Origin of the sequence: Actinoplanes hulinensis, from assembly GCF_019429605.1 — a bacterium.
GTDB lineage: Bacteria > Actinomycetota > Actinomycetes > Mycobacteriales > Micromonosporaceae > Actinoplanes > Actinoplanes campanulatus.
This window is the reverse complement of record NZ_JAHXZI010000007.1, coordinates 170,741-185,923: the sequence shown is the minus strand read 5'-3', so window position 1 is coordinate 185,923 and position 15,183 is coordinate 170,741. Positions and strand designations below refer to the sequence as shown.

Below are 15,183 nucleotides of genomic sequence, written 5' to 3'. Positions count from 1 at the left end.
CTTCTCAGAGGGCGTGGTAGTGGCCGGCGTGGTAGAGCAGGGGAGCGCCTTCCTCGGCGACTTCGGCCTCCTCGACCCGGCCGATGACCAGGTGGGAGCCGCCGGCCGGGTGGCGGTGCTCGATCGAGATCCGGAGCCAGGCGGCGGCGTCCTCCAGCACCGGTTCGCCGGTGGGCAGCCGGCGCCAGCGGGTCGGGGCACTGAATCGGTCGATGCCGCTGGTGGCGAAGGTCTGTGCCAGCGCGGTGTGCTCGGCGCCGAGCAGGTGGATGACCGCGGTGTCGGCGTCGCGCAGGTGCGGCCAGACCGAGCCGGTGGCGGCGACGCTGAACGACAGCAGCGGTGGTTCGGCGGAGAGCGACGCGAGGGAGGTGACGGTCACGCCGGCCGCGCCGCGCCCGGCGTCGGTGGTCACGACGGCGACACCGGCGGCGTGACGGCGGAAGGCCTGGCGGAACAGGGCGGCGTCGACCGGGGTCGGCCGGGAAACGATGACGGTCATGTGCGGGCTCCGTTCGATCGGGCTCGCAATCCATACTAATCCGCTAGGCTTAGGAGGCAATATTGCGCCCCGCTGAAGTTAGTAATCCCAGCTAGATCGAGGGGTCCGCGTAGACCTGATCCAGAGCGACCGCCCCACCGGCGACCGCCAGCACGTTCTCCGGAAAGCTCGACGGGTGCACGGTGGTGGTCATGTCGGCGCCCGCCGACGACCACGCCGCCACCTCCGCGCGCAGTGCCGCGAGACAACCCGGCACCCGGTTCGCGCCGGCCTCCGACACCAGCAGCACGTCCGGGTCGAACAGATCCAGCAGCAGCGCGGCGGCCCGGCCCACCCGGCGGGCCCGCTCCTCCAGCAGCGCCACCGCCCCCGCGGAGCCGGCCAGCGCGGCGTCCACCACGGCATGGATGTCCGGGCGTTCGATCAGGCCTGCGGCCAGCGCCCGGCGCACCAGCGCCCGCTCGCCGACCGCGGCCTGCAGACAGCCGATCCGGCCGCAGGAGCACGGTTCGGCGCAGCCCTCTACCGGCAGGTGGGCGACCGCGCCGGCCGCCGACCGGGGGCCCTGATGGATCACGCCGCCGGTCGCGAACGCCACGTCGACGACGTTGCCCACGAAGATCTGCACGGCACTGCGGCGGGCGTCGCCGGCGACCCGGCCGAGCAACTGTTCGGCACGCAGCAGGGCGCGGGAGTTGCTGTCCACCCGGACCGGCAGCCGGGTGGCGGCGGACAGCGTCGCGGCCACCGGCACGTCGCGCCAGCCCAGCACCGGGTGCTCGACGACCGTACCGTTGACGCCGTCCACCCAGCCGCCGGTGGCCAGACCCAGGCCGAGGATCCGGCGGCGGCGCCCGTGATCCCGGCGGATCGCCGCCACCCGGTCGGCGACCGCCGCCAGCACACTCTGCGGATCACGGCGCCCGTGCGGATCCTGATGGCGGACGAGCACCCGGCCACGCAGATTCAGCAACGCCACCGTGGCGCGGGGGACCGCGATGTGCACCCCGATCACGCCGACCGCGGCGGAATCCACGTCCAGCGGCACGTGCGGACGGCCGATGCCCGGCCGGACCACCGCCTCCGGCACCTCGCGGACCAGGCCGCGCTCCTGCAACGACGCCGCGATGCCGCTGACCGTGGCCGCCGACAACCGGGTGGCCCGGGCGATCGAACTGCGCGCGATCGGCCCATGATCGAGGACGGCTCGCAGCACCGCCGCCGTGGAGTCCGGCGATCGGCGCGCGGCCGGCAACGGCAGGTCGCTGCGCCGAGTCGTGCGCTGCACGCCGCCGAGGCTATCCCGTCGTCGGCTGGATGGCGGCTTTCCGTTACCGGACGTTTGACGGTCGGTAACACTGCCGGGTCAGGTCGCCTCGCGCAGCCAGGTACGGCAGAGCCACCAGGCGTTCGTGGCGCCGAACGTGCCGGCCGGGTCGATGCCGGTCAGCTCGGCGAACCGCCGGACCCGGTTGCGCACCGTGTTCGGGTGCACGAACAACCGCCCACCCGCGGCCGTCACGTCCCGGTCACTCTCCAACCAGGCCAGAACGGCGTGGGCCACCGGTTCCGCGTTCGGGCCGAGCGCGGCCCACGCCGGGCGGTGCCGGTCGAGCAGCACGGCCGCCAGATCCGCCCGGTCGGTCAGCGCGGCCTGCCAGGCGACGTCGGCGATATGGGCGACACCGGTGCGGCCGGTCGACTCGGCGGCGGTCAGCGCGGCCACCGCCAGGCGTTTGGCCGGGGCCAGCCGGTCCGGGCCGTCCGGGCCGGCCAGCCCGGCGGTCCCGGTACGGGCGGACGGGGCCCGCGACAGCACCGCCACGAACAGGCCGTCCACCACCGCGCACACCACCGGCGGCTGCTCGCGCAGCGCGGATTCGTCGAACCCCGGGCGGGCGACCAGCACCCACAGGCCACCGGAGGCCGGCAGACCCGCCTCGGCCACCGCCAGGGCGGCCGCCGAACCGCCCTGCAACAGCCGCCGCAGGATCGCCGCGTCCCGGTCGTTGCGCCGCGGATCCGCGTCCGCCCTGGTCACCCGGTGAGCGGTGATCAGGCGGCCGCGGACGGCGTCGGCCCAGTCGTCGTACAGCTCGCGGGCATCCAGCAGCCGCTCGGCGCTGACCCCCTCCGACCTGGCCACCTCCCGGGCCCGGGCCCAGATGGCGCGCTCGGCCACGTGGATCGCGCCGAGCACCGCCTCGATCGGCACACCCTGCCGGGCCCGTGTCACCCCCAGCTCGGCCACGAACGACAACTCGGCCTCGGTCGGCCCGCGCCGGTCGGCCAGCGCCCGGGTCGCCGCGGTGAGCAGCGCCCGGGTGTGCCCGGCGACGTCCGACGGCGGAAGCACCGACACCTCCCGCACGGTGGCGCGAACCCCGGCGGTCACCGACGGCAGCAGATCCTCGTCGCCCATCACACGTTCGATCAGGTCGACCACGGCGGTCCAGCCGTCAGACGGTTGCATGCGGCCATGTTGCCGTTCGTTGTGGTGGCCCACAACCTCGGGCCGCAAACGCGTGCTCCACGCCATGTCCAGCCCGGCTGCCAGCGCCTACGGTTTGGCAAACACCACAATGTGACTAGGAGTTCCATGCGTGTCGCCGTGATCGGCGCCGGCGCGGCCGGACTGGCCACCACAAAGGCGCTGCTCGATGCCGGATGCGAGGTCGTCGCCTACGAGCGGCGGGACCGGCCCGGCGGCCTGTGGACCGACACCTACGCGTCGCTGCACCTCAACACCAGCCGGGGGCGTACCGAGTTCGCCGACTTCCCGATGCCCGCCGACTGGCCCGACTACCCGTCGGCGCAGCGGGTCGCCGGATATCTGGCCGCCTACGCCGACCGGTTCCGGTTGACCGCCCACATCCGGTACGCCGAGACCGTCACCGCCGTCGAACGCGGCGACCGCTGGACCGTCACCACCGACCCGGGCGGCATCGACGAATTCGACGCCGTCGTGGTCGCCAACGGCCACAACTGGGCGCCCCGGCTGCCCGGCCCCGGCTATCCGGGCACCTTCGACGGCGTACAGATGCACGCCCACGACTACCGCACCGCCGACGTCTTCCAGGGGCGGCGGGTGCTGGTCGTCGGCATGGGCAACTCGGCCATGGACATCGCCGTCGACGCCTCCCACACGGCGAGCGGGCCGGTGCTGCTGTCCGCCCGGCACGGCGTCCACATCGTGCCGAAGTACCTGTTCGGGCGGCCGTCCGACGCTACCGGCGGCGCCCTGGCCGTGCTCCCGTGGCGGGTGCGGCAACGGGTCGCCGAGACGATGCTGCGGCTGGCGGTCGGCCCACCGCAGCGTTACGGCCTGCCCGCCCCCGCCGGTGGGCTGTTCCAGAACCACCCGACGATCAGCGACACCATCCTGCACCGGCTCACCCACGGCGAGGTGGCCGCGCGCCCGGGCATCGAGCGCCTCGACGGTACGAAGGTGGTCTTCACCGACGGGACCTGCGACGACGTGGACGTGATCGTGTGGGCCACCGGCTACCGCGTACAGATCCCGTTCCTGTCCTCCCGATGGCTCGGAGAGGGACCGGAACGCCTGCCTCTCTACCGCCGGGTCTTCCACCTCGACGACCCGAGCCTCGCGTTCGTCGGGCTGATGCAGTCCACCGGATCGGCGTTCCCGGTCGTGGAGGTGCAGGCCAAGCTCGCCGCCGCGTACCTGTCCGGCTCCCATGCCCTGCCGTCGGCCGCCGACCAGCGGCGCGCTGTCGACCGCGACCTGCGCGTGGCCATCGCCCGGTGGGGCGAGCACGGCCGGCCACACATGCGCATCGACTTCGACCGGTACGTCACCGCCATGAACCGCGAGATCGCCCGAGGAGCGTCCTCATGAGCAGTCGTGACCCCCGTGGAATGCGTGTTCTGGTCACCGGCGCGTCCGGGACGTTCGGCCGGGCGATCTGCGCTCGCCTGGACGCGCTCGGCGCCCGTGTCGTCGGTCTGGACGTCGCGCCACGCGTCAACGATCCGGTCGAGGTCCTGCCGTGCGACCTCACCGACGATGCCGCGGTGGCCGCCGCGGTCGCCGAGGCGATCGAGCTGCTGGGCGGGCTCGACCTGCTCGTCAACAACGCCGGGATCGGCGGTCCCGCCCCGGCCGAACTGCCACCGGGCGCCGAGGTGCGCCGCCAGATCGACATCAACCTGCTCGGCACGTGGCGGGTGACCTCGGCCTGTGTGGACGCCCTGGTCGCCTCGCGGGGCCGGATCGTGATGCTCAGCTCGCGGATGGCCGTCATGCAACTGCCGCTGGCCGCCGCCTACGGCGCCTCCAAAAGAGCATTGGTCGCGTACGCCGACGCGCTCCGCCTGGAGATCGGCACCCACGTCGGCGTCACCTGCGTGTACCCGTCCGCGGTCCGCAGCCCCATCCACGACTCGACCGCCGCCGCCGGGCTGTCGCTGGAGGGCATGAGCCGCTACGAGCCGCTCGACGGGGTGGTCCGTGCGGTGCTGCGGGCGGCCCTGAGCCGCCGCCGCTACCGGGACCTGCCGACCACCGGCCGCGGGGCGGTCGAGTTCTTCCTGGCCCGCCATTTCCCGGCGCTCACCGACCGGATCGTCGCCCGCACCCTGGCCGGGCGGGTCCGGTCCGGCGCGTTCGAGGGCGCCGGCCTGGCCGCCGGTGTCGTCGCCCGCCACGGGGGTGCCCGGTGACCACCCAGCAGGCCGAGACCCGGACCAGGACCGGGGACCTGATCGCGTATGCCACCGGCTCGCTCGGGATGGGCGTGTGGGTGACCGTGCCCGGCCTGCTGTTGCTCTACTTCCTCACCCACACGCTCGGGGTGACGCCGTTCCTGGCCGGCCTGACCCTGCTGCTGCCGAAGATCATCGACGTGGTGGTGCATCCGTATCTGGGCAGCCGCTCGGATGCCGCCGCGCGCCGCAGCGGGCACCGGCTCGGCCTGCTGCGGGTGGGCCTGCTGCTCGCGGTCGCCATGGCCGGCATGTTCACCGTCCCCGCCGGGCTGTCCGGGGCGGGCGCCGCGCTGTGGGTCGGTGGCTGGTTCATCGCAGGGAACCTGCTCTTCGCCTGCTTCCAGGTGCCGTACCTGACCACGCCGTCCGACCTGCGGATCGGCTACCACGAGCGCACCCGGGTCTTCATGTTCCGGATGCTGTTCCTGACGCTGGGGCTGCTCGGTGCCGGGGTGGCCGCGCCGGCGCTGGTCGCGGCGGGCGAGCGCGGCGACTACGCGCGGATGGCGGTGCTGCTGTCCGGGGTCATGGTGGTGTCCGGGCTGGTCGCGGTGACCGGGGTGCGCCGGTTGACCGCGCACGCCGGATTCCGGACACCGGCGGCCGATGCCCACTCCACCCTCGGCGACATCGCGGTGGCGTGGCGGGACCGCGACTTCCGGGCGCTGGTGCTGTCCTATCTGTTCACCGGGGCGACCACGCACCTGTTCCCGGCCGCGCTGCCGTTCTACACCGAGCACGTCTTCGGCGACTCCAAGCTGACCGCGGTGTTCATGGGCGCCTTTCTCGGGCCGGCCGTGGTGGCGGGCCCGGTGTGGGCGCGGGTGTCGCGGCGGATCGGCAAGCAGCGCGGCCTGGTGATCTGCCAGGTGGTGTTCGTTGTTGGATCGCTGGCGCCGCTGCTCGGGTACGGGGTGGCGCCGGCCGTCGCGGTCGTCGTCATGATGGGCGTCGCCTTTGCCGGGCTGCAACTGTTCGCGTTCTCGATGGTCCCGGACGCGGTGGCGGCCGCCGAGGCCCGTGGCGCGGCTCGGGCGGGCGCCTACACCGGGGTCTGGACCGCCACCGAGGCGACCGGCACCGCCGTCGGGCCCTACGTCTACTCGGCGGCCCTGGCCCTGGGCGGTTTCATCGCGACGACCGAGGGCCGGACCGTGGTGCAGCCGGAGTCGGCGCACACCGCTCTGCTTCTCGGCTTCACCGTGGTCCCGGCCGCGTTGATGGCCGCGGCCTGCCTCTTCCAGCTCCGCTGGACCCTCGACCGCTCCCGCGACCCTTCCACGCCGATCTAGGACGATCGACCACCGCCCAGGGTCGCAAAACGTCCAAGATCAGCGCCGGGAAGGGGGAGGGGCGCGGTCAGCGGTCTGGGGGCCGGTGCGCCACCGTCAAGGTGAGCAGCGACAGCGCCGCCAGCGCGACCAGGCCCAGCACACCGGCCGCGGCGAACGCCGTCCGCCACCCGGCGTGGTCGCCCAGCAGGGTTCCGGCCGGCACACCCAGCACCGACGCCGTCTCCACGCCGGCGAAGATCACCGCGGTGGCGCGGGGCGCGGGGCACGTGGTGCGCCGGCACGAGCCGCAGGGCGATGCCACCGGCCACCGACCAGAATCCGCCGACGCTGATCCCGATCAGAAACCGTGCCACCAGCACCACGGCGAAATCAGTCGCGAACGCCGACATCAGGTTGGCGGCGCCGACCAGGCCGACCAGCAGGCCGAGGACCAGCCGCCGGTCCAGGCGGCCGGTCGCCACCGTGACCAGCGGCGCCGACACGGCGGCGACCAGGCCCGGCACCGTCACCATCAATCCGGCCACGCCCTCGGACACCCCGAGCGCCGCCCCGACCGGCGTGAGCAGGCCGACCGGCAGCAACTCGGAGGTCATCAGGGCGAAGATGCCCAAGGTCACCGCGGCGACGGCCACCCAGCCGCGGACCGGCCGGGCCGCGACCTCAGTGGTCATCGGGTGCGGTGCGGCAGGTGACGTTGATCCGGTTCCACGCGTTGGCGGTGAGGATCAGGGCGATGAGCCGAGCCAGCTCCGGCTCCTCGAAGTGGCGGGACGCTTCGGCGTACACCTGATCGGAGACGCCGTGCGGCAGGAGGGTGACGGCGTCGGTGAGGGCGAGCGCCGCCCGCTCGCGCTCGGTGTAGAGGCGCGACTCCTCCCAGGCGGTGAGCTGGAAGATCCGCTGTTCGCGAACCGCGGGTTCTGGCCGCCGCCCGCGCCCTCGGCGTGGCGGTCGACGGCCTGTCCGCCTACCGTCATCCGGCCAGCCCGATGCCACCGCGTGACGGCCTGGTCGTCGGTTACGGCACCCCACCGGAACACGGCTTCGCCGCCGCCGTCCATGCCCTGTGCGCGGCCCTGGACTGACCGGTCAGGACCAGACGCGCTGCTCGTTGTGCTCCTCCTTGCGGCGCAGCGCGTCGTTCAGGTCGATGCCGTACCGGTTGGCGACCGCACACAGGAAGATCAGGATGTCGGCGAGTTCCTCGTCGACCGTGCCGACGATAGAGGTGGTGCCGACCGGCAGCCGTTCGGACTTGCGAACAGCTTTGAACAGCTCGCCCACCTCCTCGCCGAGAAGCAGGCACTGGTCGATGACGCCACGATCGGCGAACCCGCGTTCCGTCTCCATCTCGGCGACGTAGCGCTGGATGTCGTGCAGGGTCGCGGCGCTGGGCAGCGGAAGCATGAGCCGACTCCATGGTGGATGCCAGGGCGTCGCGGACGTTATCAGCCCCGGCCCTTCGGAGACCGTTGGCCTTGTGTGCGCCGTCGTCGCGTGCCGGGAAGTGAACCCCAGCGGGTGAACGCAGGCCGACCGGAATGCGGGGTGGCCGCACACGGAGGACGTCGTGTGTGCGGTTGCCGAGGTCATCGGGCATGCGGGCGACCACGACGAGGTCACGCTGACCACGCGCCGCGTGACGTCCTTCATCCCGGACGGGTGAGGCGACGGGCACGCGACGGCCGCGACCATGACCGTAGGCCGAGGAAAGGATCGACATGGCAACGGTGACGGTGGACCGGGATCGTCTCGTTCGGACGTTCCTCGACCTGGTGGCGATCGACAGCCCGACCGGGCAGGAGCAGCGGATCGGTGTGGAGCTGGAGCGCCGCTTCACGGAGCTGGGCGCCGACGTCCGCCGGGACGAGGCGGGCAACCTGATCGCCACCCTGGCCGGGGGGCCGGGGGAGGGCTTCCTGATCTCCACGCACATGGACACCGTCGGCACCGACGTCGGCATCCGGCCGATCGTCGGCGACGACGGGGTGATCCGGACCGACGGTTCCACGGTCCTCGGCGCCGACGACAAGGCCGGCATCGCGTCCTGTCTGGAACTGCTGACGCTGCTGGGTGAGCATCCGGAGCTGCCGCATCCGACGATCGAGTTCGTCGTGTCGGTGGCCGAGGAGGCCGGCCTGGTGGGGTCACGGCAGCTGGACGTGGCGCGATTGCGGTCCACCCACGGGTACGTGTTCGACACCGCCGGCGCGATCGGCTCCATCACCTACTGGGCGCCCACCGCGATGGACGTCGACGTCACCGTGCACGGGCGCAAGGCCCACGCCGGGGTCGAGCCGGAGAAGGGCGTCGACGCGCTGCGGGTGGCGGCCGAGGCGATCGCCGCGATGCCGCTGGGCCGCATCGACGAGGAGACGGTCGCCGGCATCGGCATCCTGGCCGGCGGGGAGGCACGCAACGTGGTTCCGGCCACCGCGGTTCTCACCGGTCAGGCCCGCAGTCACGACCAGGGGAAACTCGACAGGCAGCTGGCCGCCATGCGGGCCGCCGTGGACGCTGCGGCACAGCGGCACGGGGCGACCTACGAGTTCGTGGCCGAGGAGATCTACCACACCTACCACATCGACCCGGTCGCGAAGCCGTACCGGGACGCGGCCCGCGCCATCCGGGCGCACGGGCTCGAGGTGATCGACCGCAAGTCCGGCGGCGGCACCGACGGCAACTTCCTCAACGCCCGCGGGATCCCGTGCGTCGGCCTGGCCACCGGCATGGTCGACGAGCACGCGACCAGCGAGCACATCGCGATCGACGACATGGTGGCGGCGTGCGCGATCCTGTTGACCATCGCCACCCAGCAACAGTGAGGGAGCCTTCATGCCAGGTCACATCGTCCCGATGGGCGCCGGCCGTGCGGTGATGGACCGCCGCGACGACCCGCTGCACGACTACGTGCTGGAGCTCACCGGCAAGGACGATCCGGTGGTGCTGTTCCTGCCGACCGCGACCGGGGACGACGCCAGCTACATCGTGTCGTTCTACGAGGCGTTCCACTCCGGCCGGTGCCGGCCGCGGCATCTGCGGTTGTTCCACCGCGACTTCGACGACCTGTCCGACATCGTGCTCGGCGCCGACGTGATCCATGTGGGCGGTGGCAACACCGCCAACATGCTGGACGTGTGGCGGCGGCAGGGCGTGGACACGCTGCTGCATCGGGCGCTGGCCGGCGGGGCGGTGCTGACCGGTGGCAGCGCCGGCGGGCTGTGCTGGTTCGAGGGCGGAACCACCGACTCGTACGGGCCGACGCTCCAGCTGCTGAACGAGGGCCTCGGCATGATCAAGGGCAGCTACTGCCCGCACTACGACGCCGAGGACCAGCGGCGGCCGATCTTCCACGCGGCCCTGCTGGACGGGACGCTGGAGATGGGCTACGCATCCGGCAACCGTGTCGCCATCCGGTTCACCGCCGGCGGTGAGGTGGTGGAGGCGGTTACCTCGGAGCCGGGCGCGCAGGCTTTCAAGGTGTACGCCCGTGACGGCAGGATCGTCGAGGAGGAGATCCCTTGCCGCCTGCTCGCCGAGCGGGTGGCCAGCCGCAGCGTTTCGACCTGAGCACGGAGAACGGCCGGCGGCTCACCGAGCCGCCGGCCGTTTCGCTGTCCTAAACGGCGGGCGCCGCGAACAGGATGATCGACACCCGGGTCGGGGTGACGTCCAGTTCGCGTTGCATGCCGACCCGCTGGATCACCGCATAGCCGGGGGTGCCGGCCGATCCGGTCGGGGTGAGCAGCACCAGCGCCCGTCCCGCCTCGACGAACGCGTCCGAGTCGGGCCGCAGGACGTCCCCGCAGGCGGTGGTCTCGCCGGTCGGGTCGCTGATGGTCAGCGAGAAGTCCTGGCCGGTGTAGGCGGTGGCCAGTGCGAACCCGGGCACCGGCGGACTGCCGACGTACGCGAGTGTCGCCGACCGCCCCGGACCGGTCTCGGCCCGGTAGGGGGTGACGTCGAAGGTTCCCTCGCCCTGCAGGTTCAGCCGGATCGGACCGCTCGGCGCTTGGCAGGTTCCGCCCTTGATGTGGGCGTTGTAGCCGTTCTCCGGCTGTGCGGGCGGGGTGACGGCGCCGTTCGACACCAGGATGCGGGCCCGGGTCGGCACGATGTCGAGCTCGCGCTCCAGCCGGGTCCGTTCCAGGACGGCGACGCCCTGCACGCCTCCGTCACCGGCCGGCAGCAGTTGCGCCACGGCCAGCCCGGCTCGCCCGAACCGGTCCTCCTCCGGCCGGAGCAGGTCGCCGCAGGCCACGTCCCGGCCGGCCTCGGTCAGGACCAGCGAGAACCGCCGGCCGGTGTAGATCGCGCCGATCCCGAATCCGGGCACCTGCGGCGCCCCGTAGTAGCCGAGGACGTTGTCCCCGGCCCGGTACGGCTCGACGTCGTGGCTGCCGCCGCCGGCCAGGTCGACGTGCAGGTCCTGGCCGGGTTCCGCGCAGCTGCCGTCCCGGATGTAGCCGTCGTAGCCGGCCGCCTCCTGCGCCCGGACCGCGACCGGTGTGAGTACCAGGACGAGCACGCCCGCGGCGGCCAGGACGGACCGCATCCACCGCTTCGTCATCGCAGCCTCCCTAGCTGGTGCCGTAGACGAGCGCCGCCGTCAGCAGCGCCACCACGGTCGAGACGAGCCACATGATGAACATCGGCAACGAGAAGGAGTGCCAGATCGCGAACCGGCTGATCCCGGTGGTGCCGGTCTCGTCGGCGGCGATGCTGGTGACCTGCGAGCCGTTGGCCGGGAAGAAGTAGATGCCGATCGCGGCCACCGAGAACGCCGCCAGGAACTGCGGCGGGATGTCCAGAGCCAGACCGATCGGTACGATCGCGGCGAGCGCTGCCGCCTGGCTCGTGGTCAGTGCCGCCACGATGAAGATGGCGATGGCGATCGTCCACCGGGCCGCCTCCACCAGGCCACCCATGGCGCTCACGATCGCGGTCTCGTTCGCCGCGATCCAGGTGTCCGCCAGCCAGGCGATGCCGAACAGCGCGATCAGGCCGACCAGGCCGGAGGTCATCGTGCTCTGCGTGACCACGTCCTTGATCTTGACCTTGCAGAACAGCACGATCAGTGTGGCGGTCACGCCCATCACGATCTGGATCACGATCGAGGTGCTGATCGGCACCAGGTTGCCCTCGTCGTCCGGGAAGGCCGGGCGCAGCGACTCGACCATGCCGAGCAGCACGATGACGGCGATACCGGCCAGGAAGATGAACGTGCTGCGCTTGGCCTCCTTCGGCAGCTGCCGGGCCTCCAGCACGCTGGTGTCCACCGGCTTGATCTCGCCGGCCGAGACCCGGCGCTGGTACTCCGGATCGTCGGCGAGTTCCTTACCGACCCGCATCTGTACGAAGGACGCGGCGAGCAGGCCCACGACACTGGCCGGCAGCACGACGACCAGGATGTCGCCGATCCCGAAGTCGACCGGATCCAGCAGCCCGACCAGGGTGGCCATCGAGGCGCTGACCGGGCTGGCCGTGATCGCGAACTGCGACGCCGTACCCGCGACCGCGAGCGGCCGCTCCGGCCGTACCCCGTTGAAATAGGCCACCGCGAAGATGACCGGAATCAGCGGGTAGTAGATGAAGCCGGTGCCCGCACCGAGGGTGAAGATGAACGCGACGACCGGCGCGATGAGCGCGATCAGCGCGGGTTTGCGCTTAAGGATCTTCTTGGCGACCTCGACCAGGTAGTCGATGCCGCCCACGGCCTGCATGGTCGACGCCGCCGTGATGACGGACAGAATGATGAGCATCGACGAGGTGGGCGGCTCGCCCGGCGCCAGCCCGAAGGCGAAGACCAGCACCGCCAGCCCGACCAGGCCCCACAGGCCCAGGCCGATGCCGCCCATCCGTACGCCGAGCAGGATCGCGCCGATGACGACGACGCCCTGCAGGATTATCAGCCCCGTTTCCACGTGACCTCCCGGCTTTCACCGACGCGCCCGAACGGGCCCTCCGTCCGCAACCGTCGATAAAGGATCGGGTGACCACGCCGAAACCCGGCTCATCCCCGAAGGATGACCCGTTCCGGTCAACTGCTTCCGGCGAGTTCGCGGAGGGCGCCGACGATGGCCTGTTGCAGCTCGGCCGGGGTCAGGTCGTCGCGGTCGCCGGGCAGCGCGGCCGCGAGCATCGGGGCCAGCGCGCCCGCCAGCGCGACCTCGTCGACCTGGTCCCGGGTCGCCAGGGTGGTGATCGCGGTGCGGGCGTCGATCAGATGCCGGTACGTCCATTGGGCGTACGAGGCGAGCGACCAGTGCGTGTTGGCGGTGCCGTCCGGGTTCTTGTTGCCGGGCGGCGCCGGGATCAGTCCGTCGGTCTGGAGCATCGCGCCGGCGAGAGCGGCCCGGACGTCCTTGTCCTTGAGCATCGCGAGGAACTCGGCCTTGGTCATGGTGTCCTCCTCGGGGAGCAGCTGGATGTGGCGCAGCCACCGTGTCGCCAGCCGGACCATGCGGTGGCCGTCGGCGTCACGGTGCTCGGACAGGTGGGTGTGGGTGCGGTGGCTGTCGTCGCCGGTGGTGCGCCGGCCCAGCCGGTCCCAGCGGCGTACCGTCCGGCCGTCCGGGCTGTAGATGACCTCACGCAGGTCGCGGGTGTCCGGGTCGCCGGCTTTGCAGAGCGGGATCAGCCAGGCGTTGAAGTCGTAGAGGTCGAAGGTGCCGCGTGGTGTCTTGAGGCGGAAGAATCCGATGTCCATGGCGGACGCGTGGTCGTCGAGGCCGGTGCGGTCGCGGGGGGACTCGTCGACCGAGTAGCGGTCGCGGCCCCCTCGCGCCCGGATCTGGCTCTTGCCGAGGTGGTAGGAGTCGCCGCCGGCGGCGTGGTCCGTGTCGCCGACGATTCCGGCCTCGAGCGGATCCAGGTCGTCGCCGACGGTTCGGCCGGGATGTATGTCCAGGTGGTCCAGCAGTAGGCGCCGTGCTCGCAGGTGGTTCGGTTTCGCGGCCGTCAATGCGGGTTCCTCCCTGCCGGTGGGTGGACCGTTGTTACACCCGATAACGGAGGAGATACCCGCTGTGGCACGCCACTATTGGCCGACCTCAGATCGAGTGAGGGGGAAGGAGGTCGTGTCCCTCCCACGGGTCGACGGCCTCCGGGTACGCGGGATCCGCCACCCGCGGTGGCTCGATCCTGGTGGGTGCGGGTGATTCCGGCCGGGGCGGCTCGATCCTGGTGGGTGCGGGTGGCGGCGCCGGTGGTTTCTGCGGGGCTGCCAGCAGCCCGGAGGCGGTGGCCCGCTCCTCGTTGAGGCGGGCGCGGGCCGAATCGAACACCCGCCCGGTCAGCCCGGCCATCGGCTCACCCTGCCACAGGCTGAGGTGACGGCGGATGTCGTCGGTGCCCGTACCGATGTCTCCGGTTTGATGTTCGGCGCGGGCCTGCTCCAGCGCCGCCCGGAAGAGGCCGGTGTCGAGCGTGTTCTCGCCGACCCGCAGCACATATCCCTCGTTCGTGAACGTCAGCAACGACGTGCGTGCCGGATCGAGGGCGCGGCGCAACCCGCCGATGCACCGCTGCACCACGTCGACGCCGTTCTCCGGCGGATCCCCGTTCCACAGCGCGGCGACGATCTCCTGGACCGGCACCGGCCGGTCGGCGTGCAGCAGCAGAACGGCGAGAACCGCCCGCTGCACGAGCGGCCCGAGATCCACCGGATCGTCGCCCCGGAACGCGCGAACCGGGCCGAGGAGCTCGAACCGCAGTGTGCCGGCGGACGAGCCGTCGATCATGTGCCTTACCCCCAGGTTCCCCGCCGTGACGTTACGGCAGGTCACGAGCAGCATAACGACGGCCGTCGGCGGCGAGGTCGACCGGCCTGACGACAGCGCCGCGCGGCGCCGCCGCCGGGGATCGGATAGCGTTCCGGAGGTGAACCGAGATCTTGACGCGGCCCGGGACCTTGTCGTCGACCTGGCGGTCCGCGCCGGGCGGCTCCAGATGGAGCGGCGCGACACGTTGAAGATGGGTGCGCCCAAGGCGCACGCCAACGATGTCGTCTCGGACGTCGACATCGCCAGCGAGCGCCTCATCGTCGACGCGATCCTCGCGGCCTGGCCGGACGACGCGGTTCAGGCGGAGGAGGGGCACGGGCGGTCCGGTGGGAGCGGCTGGATGTGGGTCGTGGATCCGCTGGACGGCACGCGGAACTACGTCAGCCGTACCGGGCCGTGGTCGGTCTGTATCGCGCTCTACCAGGGGGAGCAGCCGCGGATGGCGGTGGTGCACGACCCCGCCGGGAACGAGACGTTCAGCGCGGTCGACGGTGGTGGGGCGTTCCTGAACGGGGAGCCGATCTCGGCGTCGAGCGGGCCGCCGCTGGCCGAGGCGCTCGTCGGCGTCAGTTTCCAGCCGAACCCGAAGACCAAGGAACGCACCGGCAAGCTGATCCGGGAGCTGCTGCCGGTGGTCGGCGACATCCGCCGGATCCCGGCCGCGCTGAACCTGGTCTACCAGGCCGCCGGACGGCTGGACGGTGGCGTCGCCCTGGACACGAATCTGTGGGACATCGCCGCCGGCGCCCTGATCGCCCGCGAGGCCGGGGTGACACTCGGCGGGCACGGCCCGGGCTTCTCCACCGAGCTGACCATCGGCGCCGCCCCGGCCCTGTGGGACGCCCTCGCCGAGCGGGTCCGCGCCGCCGCCTGA

General features: G+C 72.1%; 16 protein-coding genes. 6 read left to right on the top strand and 10 right to left on the bottom strand.

The annotated features are described in order from the left end of the window. Positions 1–4 precede the first annotated feature (4 nt). The 3 genes from KZ829_RS15075 to KZ829_RS15065 all read right to left on the bottom strand — a co-directional run bounded on the left by KZ829_RS15075 (position 5) and on the right by KZ829_RS15065 (position 2,975). A complete protein-coding gene (locus KZ829_RS15075) occupies positions 5–502 on the bottom strand; it encodes a flavin reductase family protein (RefSeq protein ID WP_220144521.1) in 498 nt (165 codons plus the stop codon). Positions 503–593: 91 nt separating this feature from the next. Continuing rightward, complete coding sequence (locus KZ829_RS15070) at positions 594–1,790, bottom strand: ROK family transcriptional regulator (RefSeq protein WP_220144520.1); 1,197 nt, start codon at positions 1,788–1,790, stop codon at positions 594–596. 78 nt (positions 1,791–1,868) lie between these two features. Then, positions 1,869–2,975, bottom strand: a complete 1,107-nt coding sequence (locus KZ829_RS15065) for a helix-turn-helix domain-containing protein (RefSeq protein WP_220144519.1) — start codon at positions 2,973–2,975, stop codon at positions 1,869–1,871. Positions 2,976–3,101: 126 nt separating this feature from the next. Between KZ829_RS15065 and KZ829_RS15060 the strand changes: the two genes are divergently transcribed. Genes KZ829_RS15060 through KZ829_RS15050 form a run of 3 tightly spaced genes read left to right on the top strand, consistent with a single transcriptional unit; the run spans position 3,102 to position 6,522 of the window. Further along, positions 3,102–4,361 (top strand): flavin-containing monooxygenase, encoded by a 1,260-nt coding sequence (locus KZ829_RS15060; RefSeq protein ID WP_220144518.1) that lies wholly within the window; start codon positions 3,102–3,104, stop codon positions 4,359–4,361. Further along, positions 4,358–5,185 (top strand): SDR family NAD(P)-dependent oxidoreductase, encoded by an 828-nt coding sequence (locus KZ829_RS15055; RefSeq protein WP_246635647.1) that lies wholly within the window; start codon positions 4,358–4,360, stop codon positions 5,183–5,185. Before KZ829_RS15060 ends, KZ829_RS15055 begins: the two co-directional genes overlap by 4 nt. After that, positions 5,182–6,522, top strand: a complete 1,341-nt coding sequence (locus KZ829_RS15050; protein WP_220144517.1) for an MFS transporter — start codon at positions 5,182–5,184, stop codon at positions 6,520–6,522. Before KZ829_RS15055 ends, KZ829_RS15050 begins: the two co-directional genes overlap by 4 nt. Here the strand turns inward: KZ829_RS15050 and KZ829_RS45010 are convergent. The 3 genes from KZ829_RS45010 to KZ829_RS15035 form a co-directional block, all read right to left on the bottom strand. After that, positions 6,519–7,196 (bottom strand): MFS transporter, encoded by a 678-nt coding sequence (locus KZ829_RS45010; RefSeq protein ID WP_220144516.1) that lies wholly within the window; start codon positions 7,194–7,196, stop codon positions 6,519–6,521. The two genes, KZ829_RS15050 and KZ829_RS45010, sit on opposite strands and share 4 nt — an antisense overlap. Beyond that, entirely contained in the window at positions 7,186–7,521 is a 336-nt protein-coding gene (locus KZ829_RS15040) for a carboxymuconolactone decarboxylase family protein (RefSeq protein WP_220144515.1), read from the bottom strand. Before KZ829_RS15040 ends, KZ829_RS45010 begins: the two co-directional genes overlap by 11 nt. Before the next feature lie 93 nt (positions 7,522–7,614). Next, on the bottom strand, positions 7,615–7,932 hold the full coding sequence (locus KZ829_RS15035; protein ID WP_220144514.1) for a MazG nucleotide pyrophosphohydrolase domain-containing protein: 318 nt from the start codon (positions 7,930–7,932) through the stop codon (positions 7,615–7,617). Between the two features lie 314 nt (positions 7,933–8,246). On the opposite strand from KZ829_RS15035, the gene KZ829_RS15030 reads away from it, so the two are divergent. Together KZ829_RS15030 and KZ829_RS15025 are read left to right on the top strand one after the other, a co-directional pair. Continuing rightward, complete coding sequence (locus KZ829_RS15030; RefSeq protein WP_220144513.1) at positions 8,247–9,350, top strand: M20/M25/M40 family metallo-hydrolase; 1,104 nt, start codon at positions 8,247–8,249, stop codon at positions 9,348–9,350. Positions 9,351–9,360: 10 nt separating this feature from the next. Then, positions 9,361–10,095 carry a Type 1 glutamine amidotransferase-like domain-containing protein gene (locus tag KZ829_RS15025; protein ID WP_220144512.1) on the top strand — a complete coding sequence of 245 codons (735 nt, stop codon included), beginning with the start codon at positions 9,361–9,363 and terminating at the stop codon, positions 10,093–10,095. Between the two features lie 49 nt (positions 10,096–10,144). Here KZ829_RS15025 and KZ829_RS15020 read toward each other — a convergent pair whose 3' ends face one another. From KZ829_RS15020 to KZ829_RS15005, 4 genes are all read right to left on the bottom strand, one after another. Beyond that, positions 10,145–11,095 carry a hypothetical protein gene (locus KZ829_RS15020; protein ID WP_220144511.1) on the bottom strand — a complete coding sequence of 317 codons (951 nt, stop codon included), beginning with the start codon at positions 11,093–11,095 and terminating at the stop codon, positions 10,145–10,147. Positions 11,096–11,105: 10 nt separating this feature from the next. Next, positions 11,106–12,449 carry an anaerobic C4-dicarboxylate transporter gene (locus tag KZ829_RS15015; protein WP_220144510.1) on the bottom strand — a complete coding sequence of 448 codons (1,344 nt, stop codon included), beginning with the start codon at positions 12,447–12,449 and terminating at the stop codon, positions 11,106–11,108. A 116-nt stretch (positions 12,450–12,565) separates the two neighbouring features. Further along, positions 12,566–13,489 carry a hypothetical protein gene (locus KZ829_RS15010; RefSeq protein ID WP_220144509.1) on the bottom strand — a complete coding sequence of 308 codons (924 nt, stop codon included), beginning with the start codon at positions 13,487–13,489 and terminating at the stop codon, positions 12,566–12,568. A gap of 88 nt (positions 13,490–13,577) precedes the next feature. After that, complete coding sequence (locus tag KZ829_RS15005) at positions 13,578–14,267, bottom strand: AfsR/SARP family transcriptional regulator (RefSeq protein ID WP_220144508.1); 690 nt, start codon at positions 14,265–14,267, stop codon at positions 13,578–13,580. 139 nt (positions 14,268–14,406) lie between these two features. On the opposite strand from KZ829_RS15005, the gene KZ829_RS15000 reads away from it, so the two are divergent. Next, positions 14,407–15,183, top strand: coding sequence for an inositol monophosphatase family protein (locus KZ829_RS15000; protein WP_220144507.1), 777 nt, complete (start codon positions 14,407–14,409; stop codon positions 15,181–15,183).

Excerpts from the sequence above, each read along its gene's own strand:
- KZ829_RS15075 (WP_220144521.1), bottom strand. The coding sequence starts at position 502 with ATGACCGTCATCGTTTCCCGGCCGACCCCGGTCGACGCCGCCCTGTTC.
- KZ829_RS15065 (WP_220144519.1), bottom strand. The coding sequence starts at position 2,975 with ATGCAACCGTCTGACGGCTGGACCGCCGTGGTCGACCTGATCGAACGT.
- KZ829_RS15060 (WP_220144518.1), top strand. The coding sequence starts at position 3,102 with ATGCGTGTCGCCGTGATCGGCGCCGGCGCGGCCGGACTGGCCACCACA.
- KZ829_RS15055 (WP_246635647.1), top strand. The coding sequence starts at position 4,358 with ATGAGCAGTCGTGACCCCCGTGGAATGCGTGTTCTGGTCACCGGCGCG.
- KZ829_RS45010 (WP_220144516.1), bottom strand. The coding sequence starts at position 7,196 with ATGACCACTGAGGTCGCGGCCCGGCCGGTCCGCGGCTGGGTGGCCGTC.
- KZ829_RS15035 (WP_220144514.1), bottom strand. The coding sequence starts at position 7,932 with ATGCTTCCGCTGCCCAGCGCCGCGACCCTGCACGACATCCAGCGCTAC.
- KZ829_RS15030 (WP_220144513.1), top strand. The coding sequence starts at position 8,247 with ATGGCAACGGTGACGGTGGACCGGGATCGTCTCGTTCGGACGTTCCTC.
- KZ829_RS15025 (WP_220144512.1), top strand. The coding sequence starts at position 9,361 with ATGCCAGGTCACATCGTCCCGATGGGCGCCGGCCGTGCGGTGATGGAC.
- KZ829_RS15020 (WP_220144511.1), bottom strand. The coding sequence starts at position 11,095 with ATGACGAAGCGGTGGATGCGGTCCGTCCTGGCCGCCGCGGGCGTGCTC.
- KZ829_RS15005 (WP_220144508.1), bottom strand. The coding sequence starts at position 14,267 with ATGATCGACGGCTCGTCCGCCGGCACACTGCGGTTCGAGCTCCTCGGC.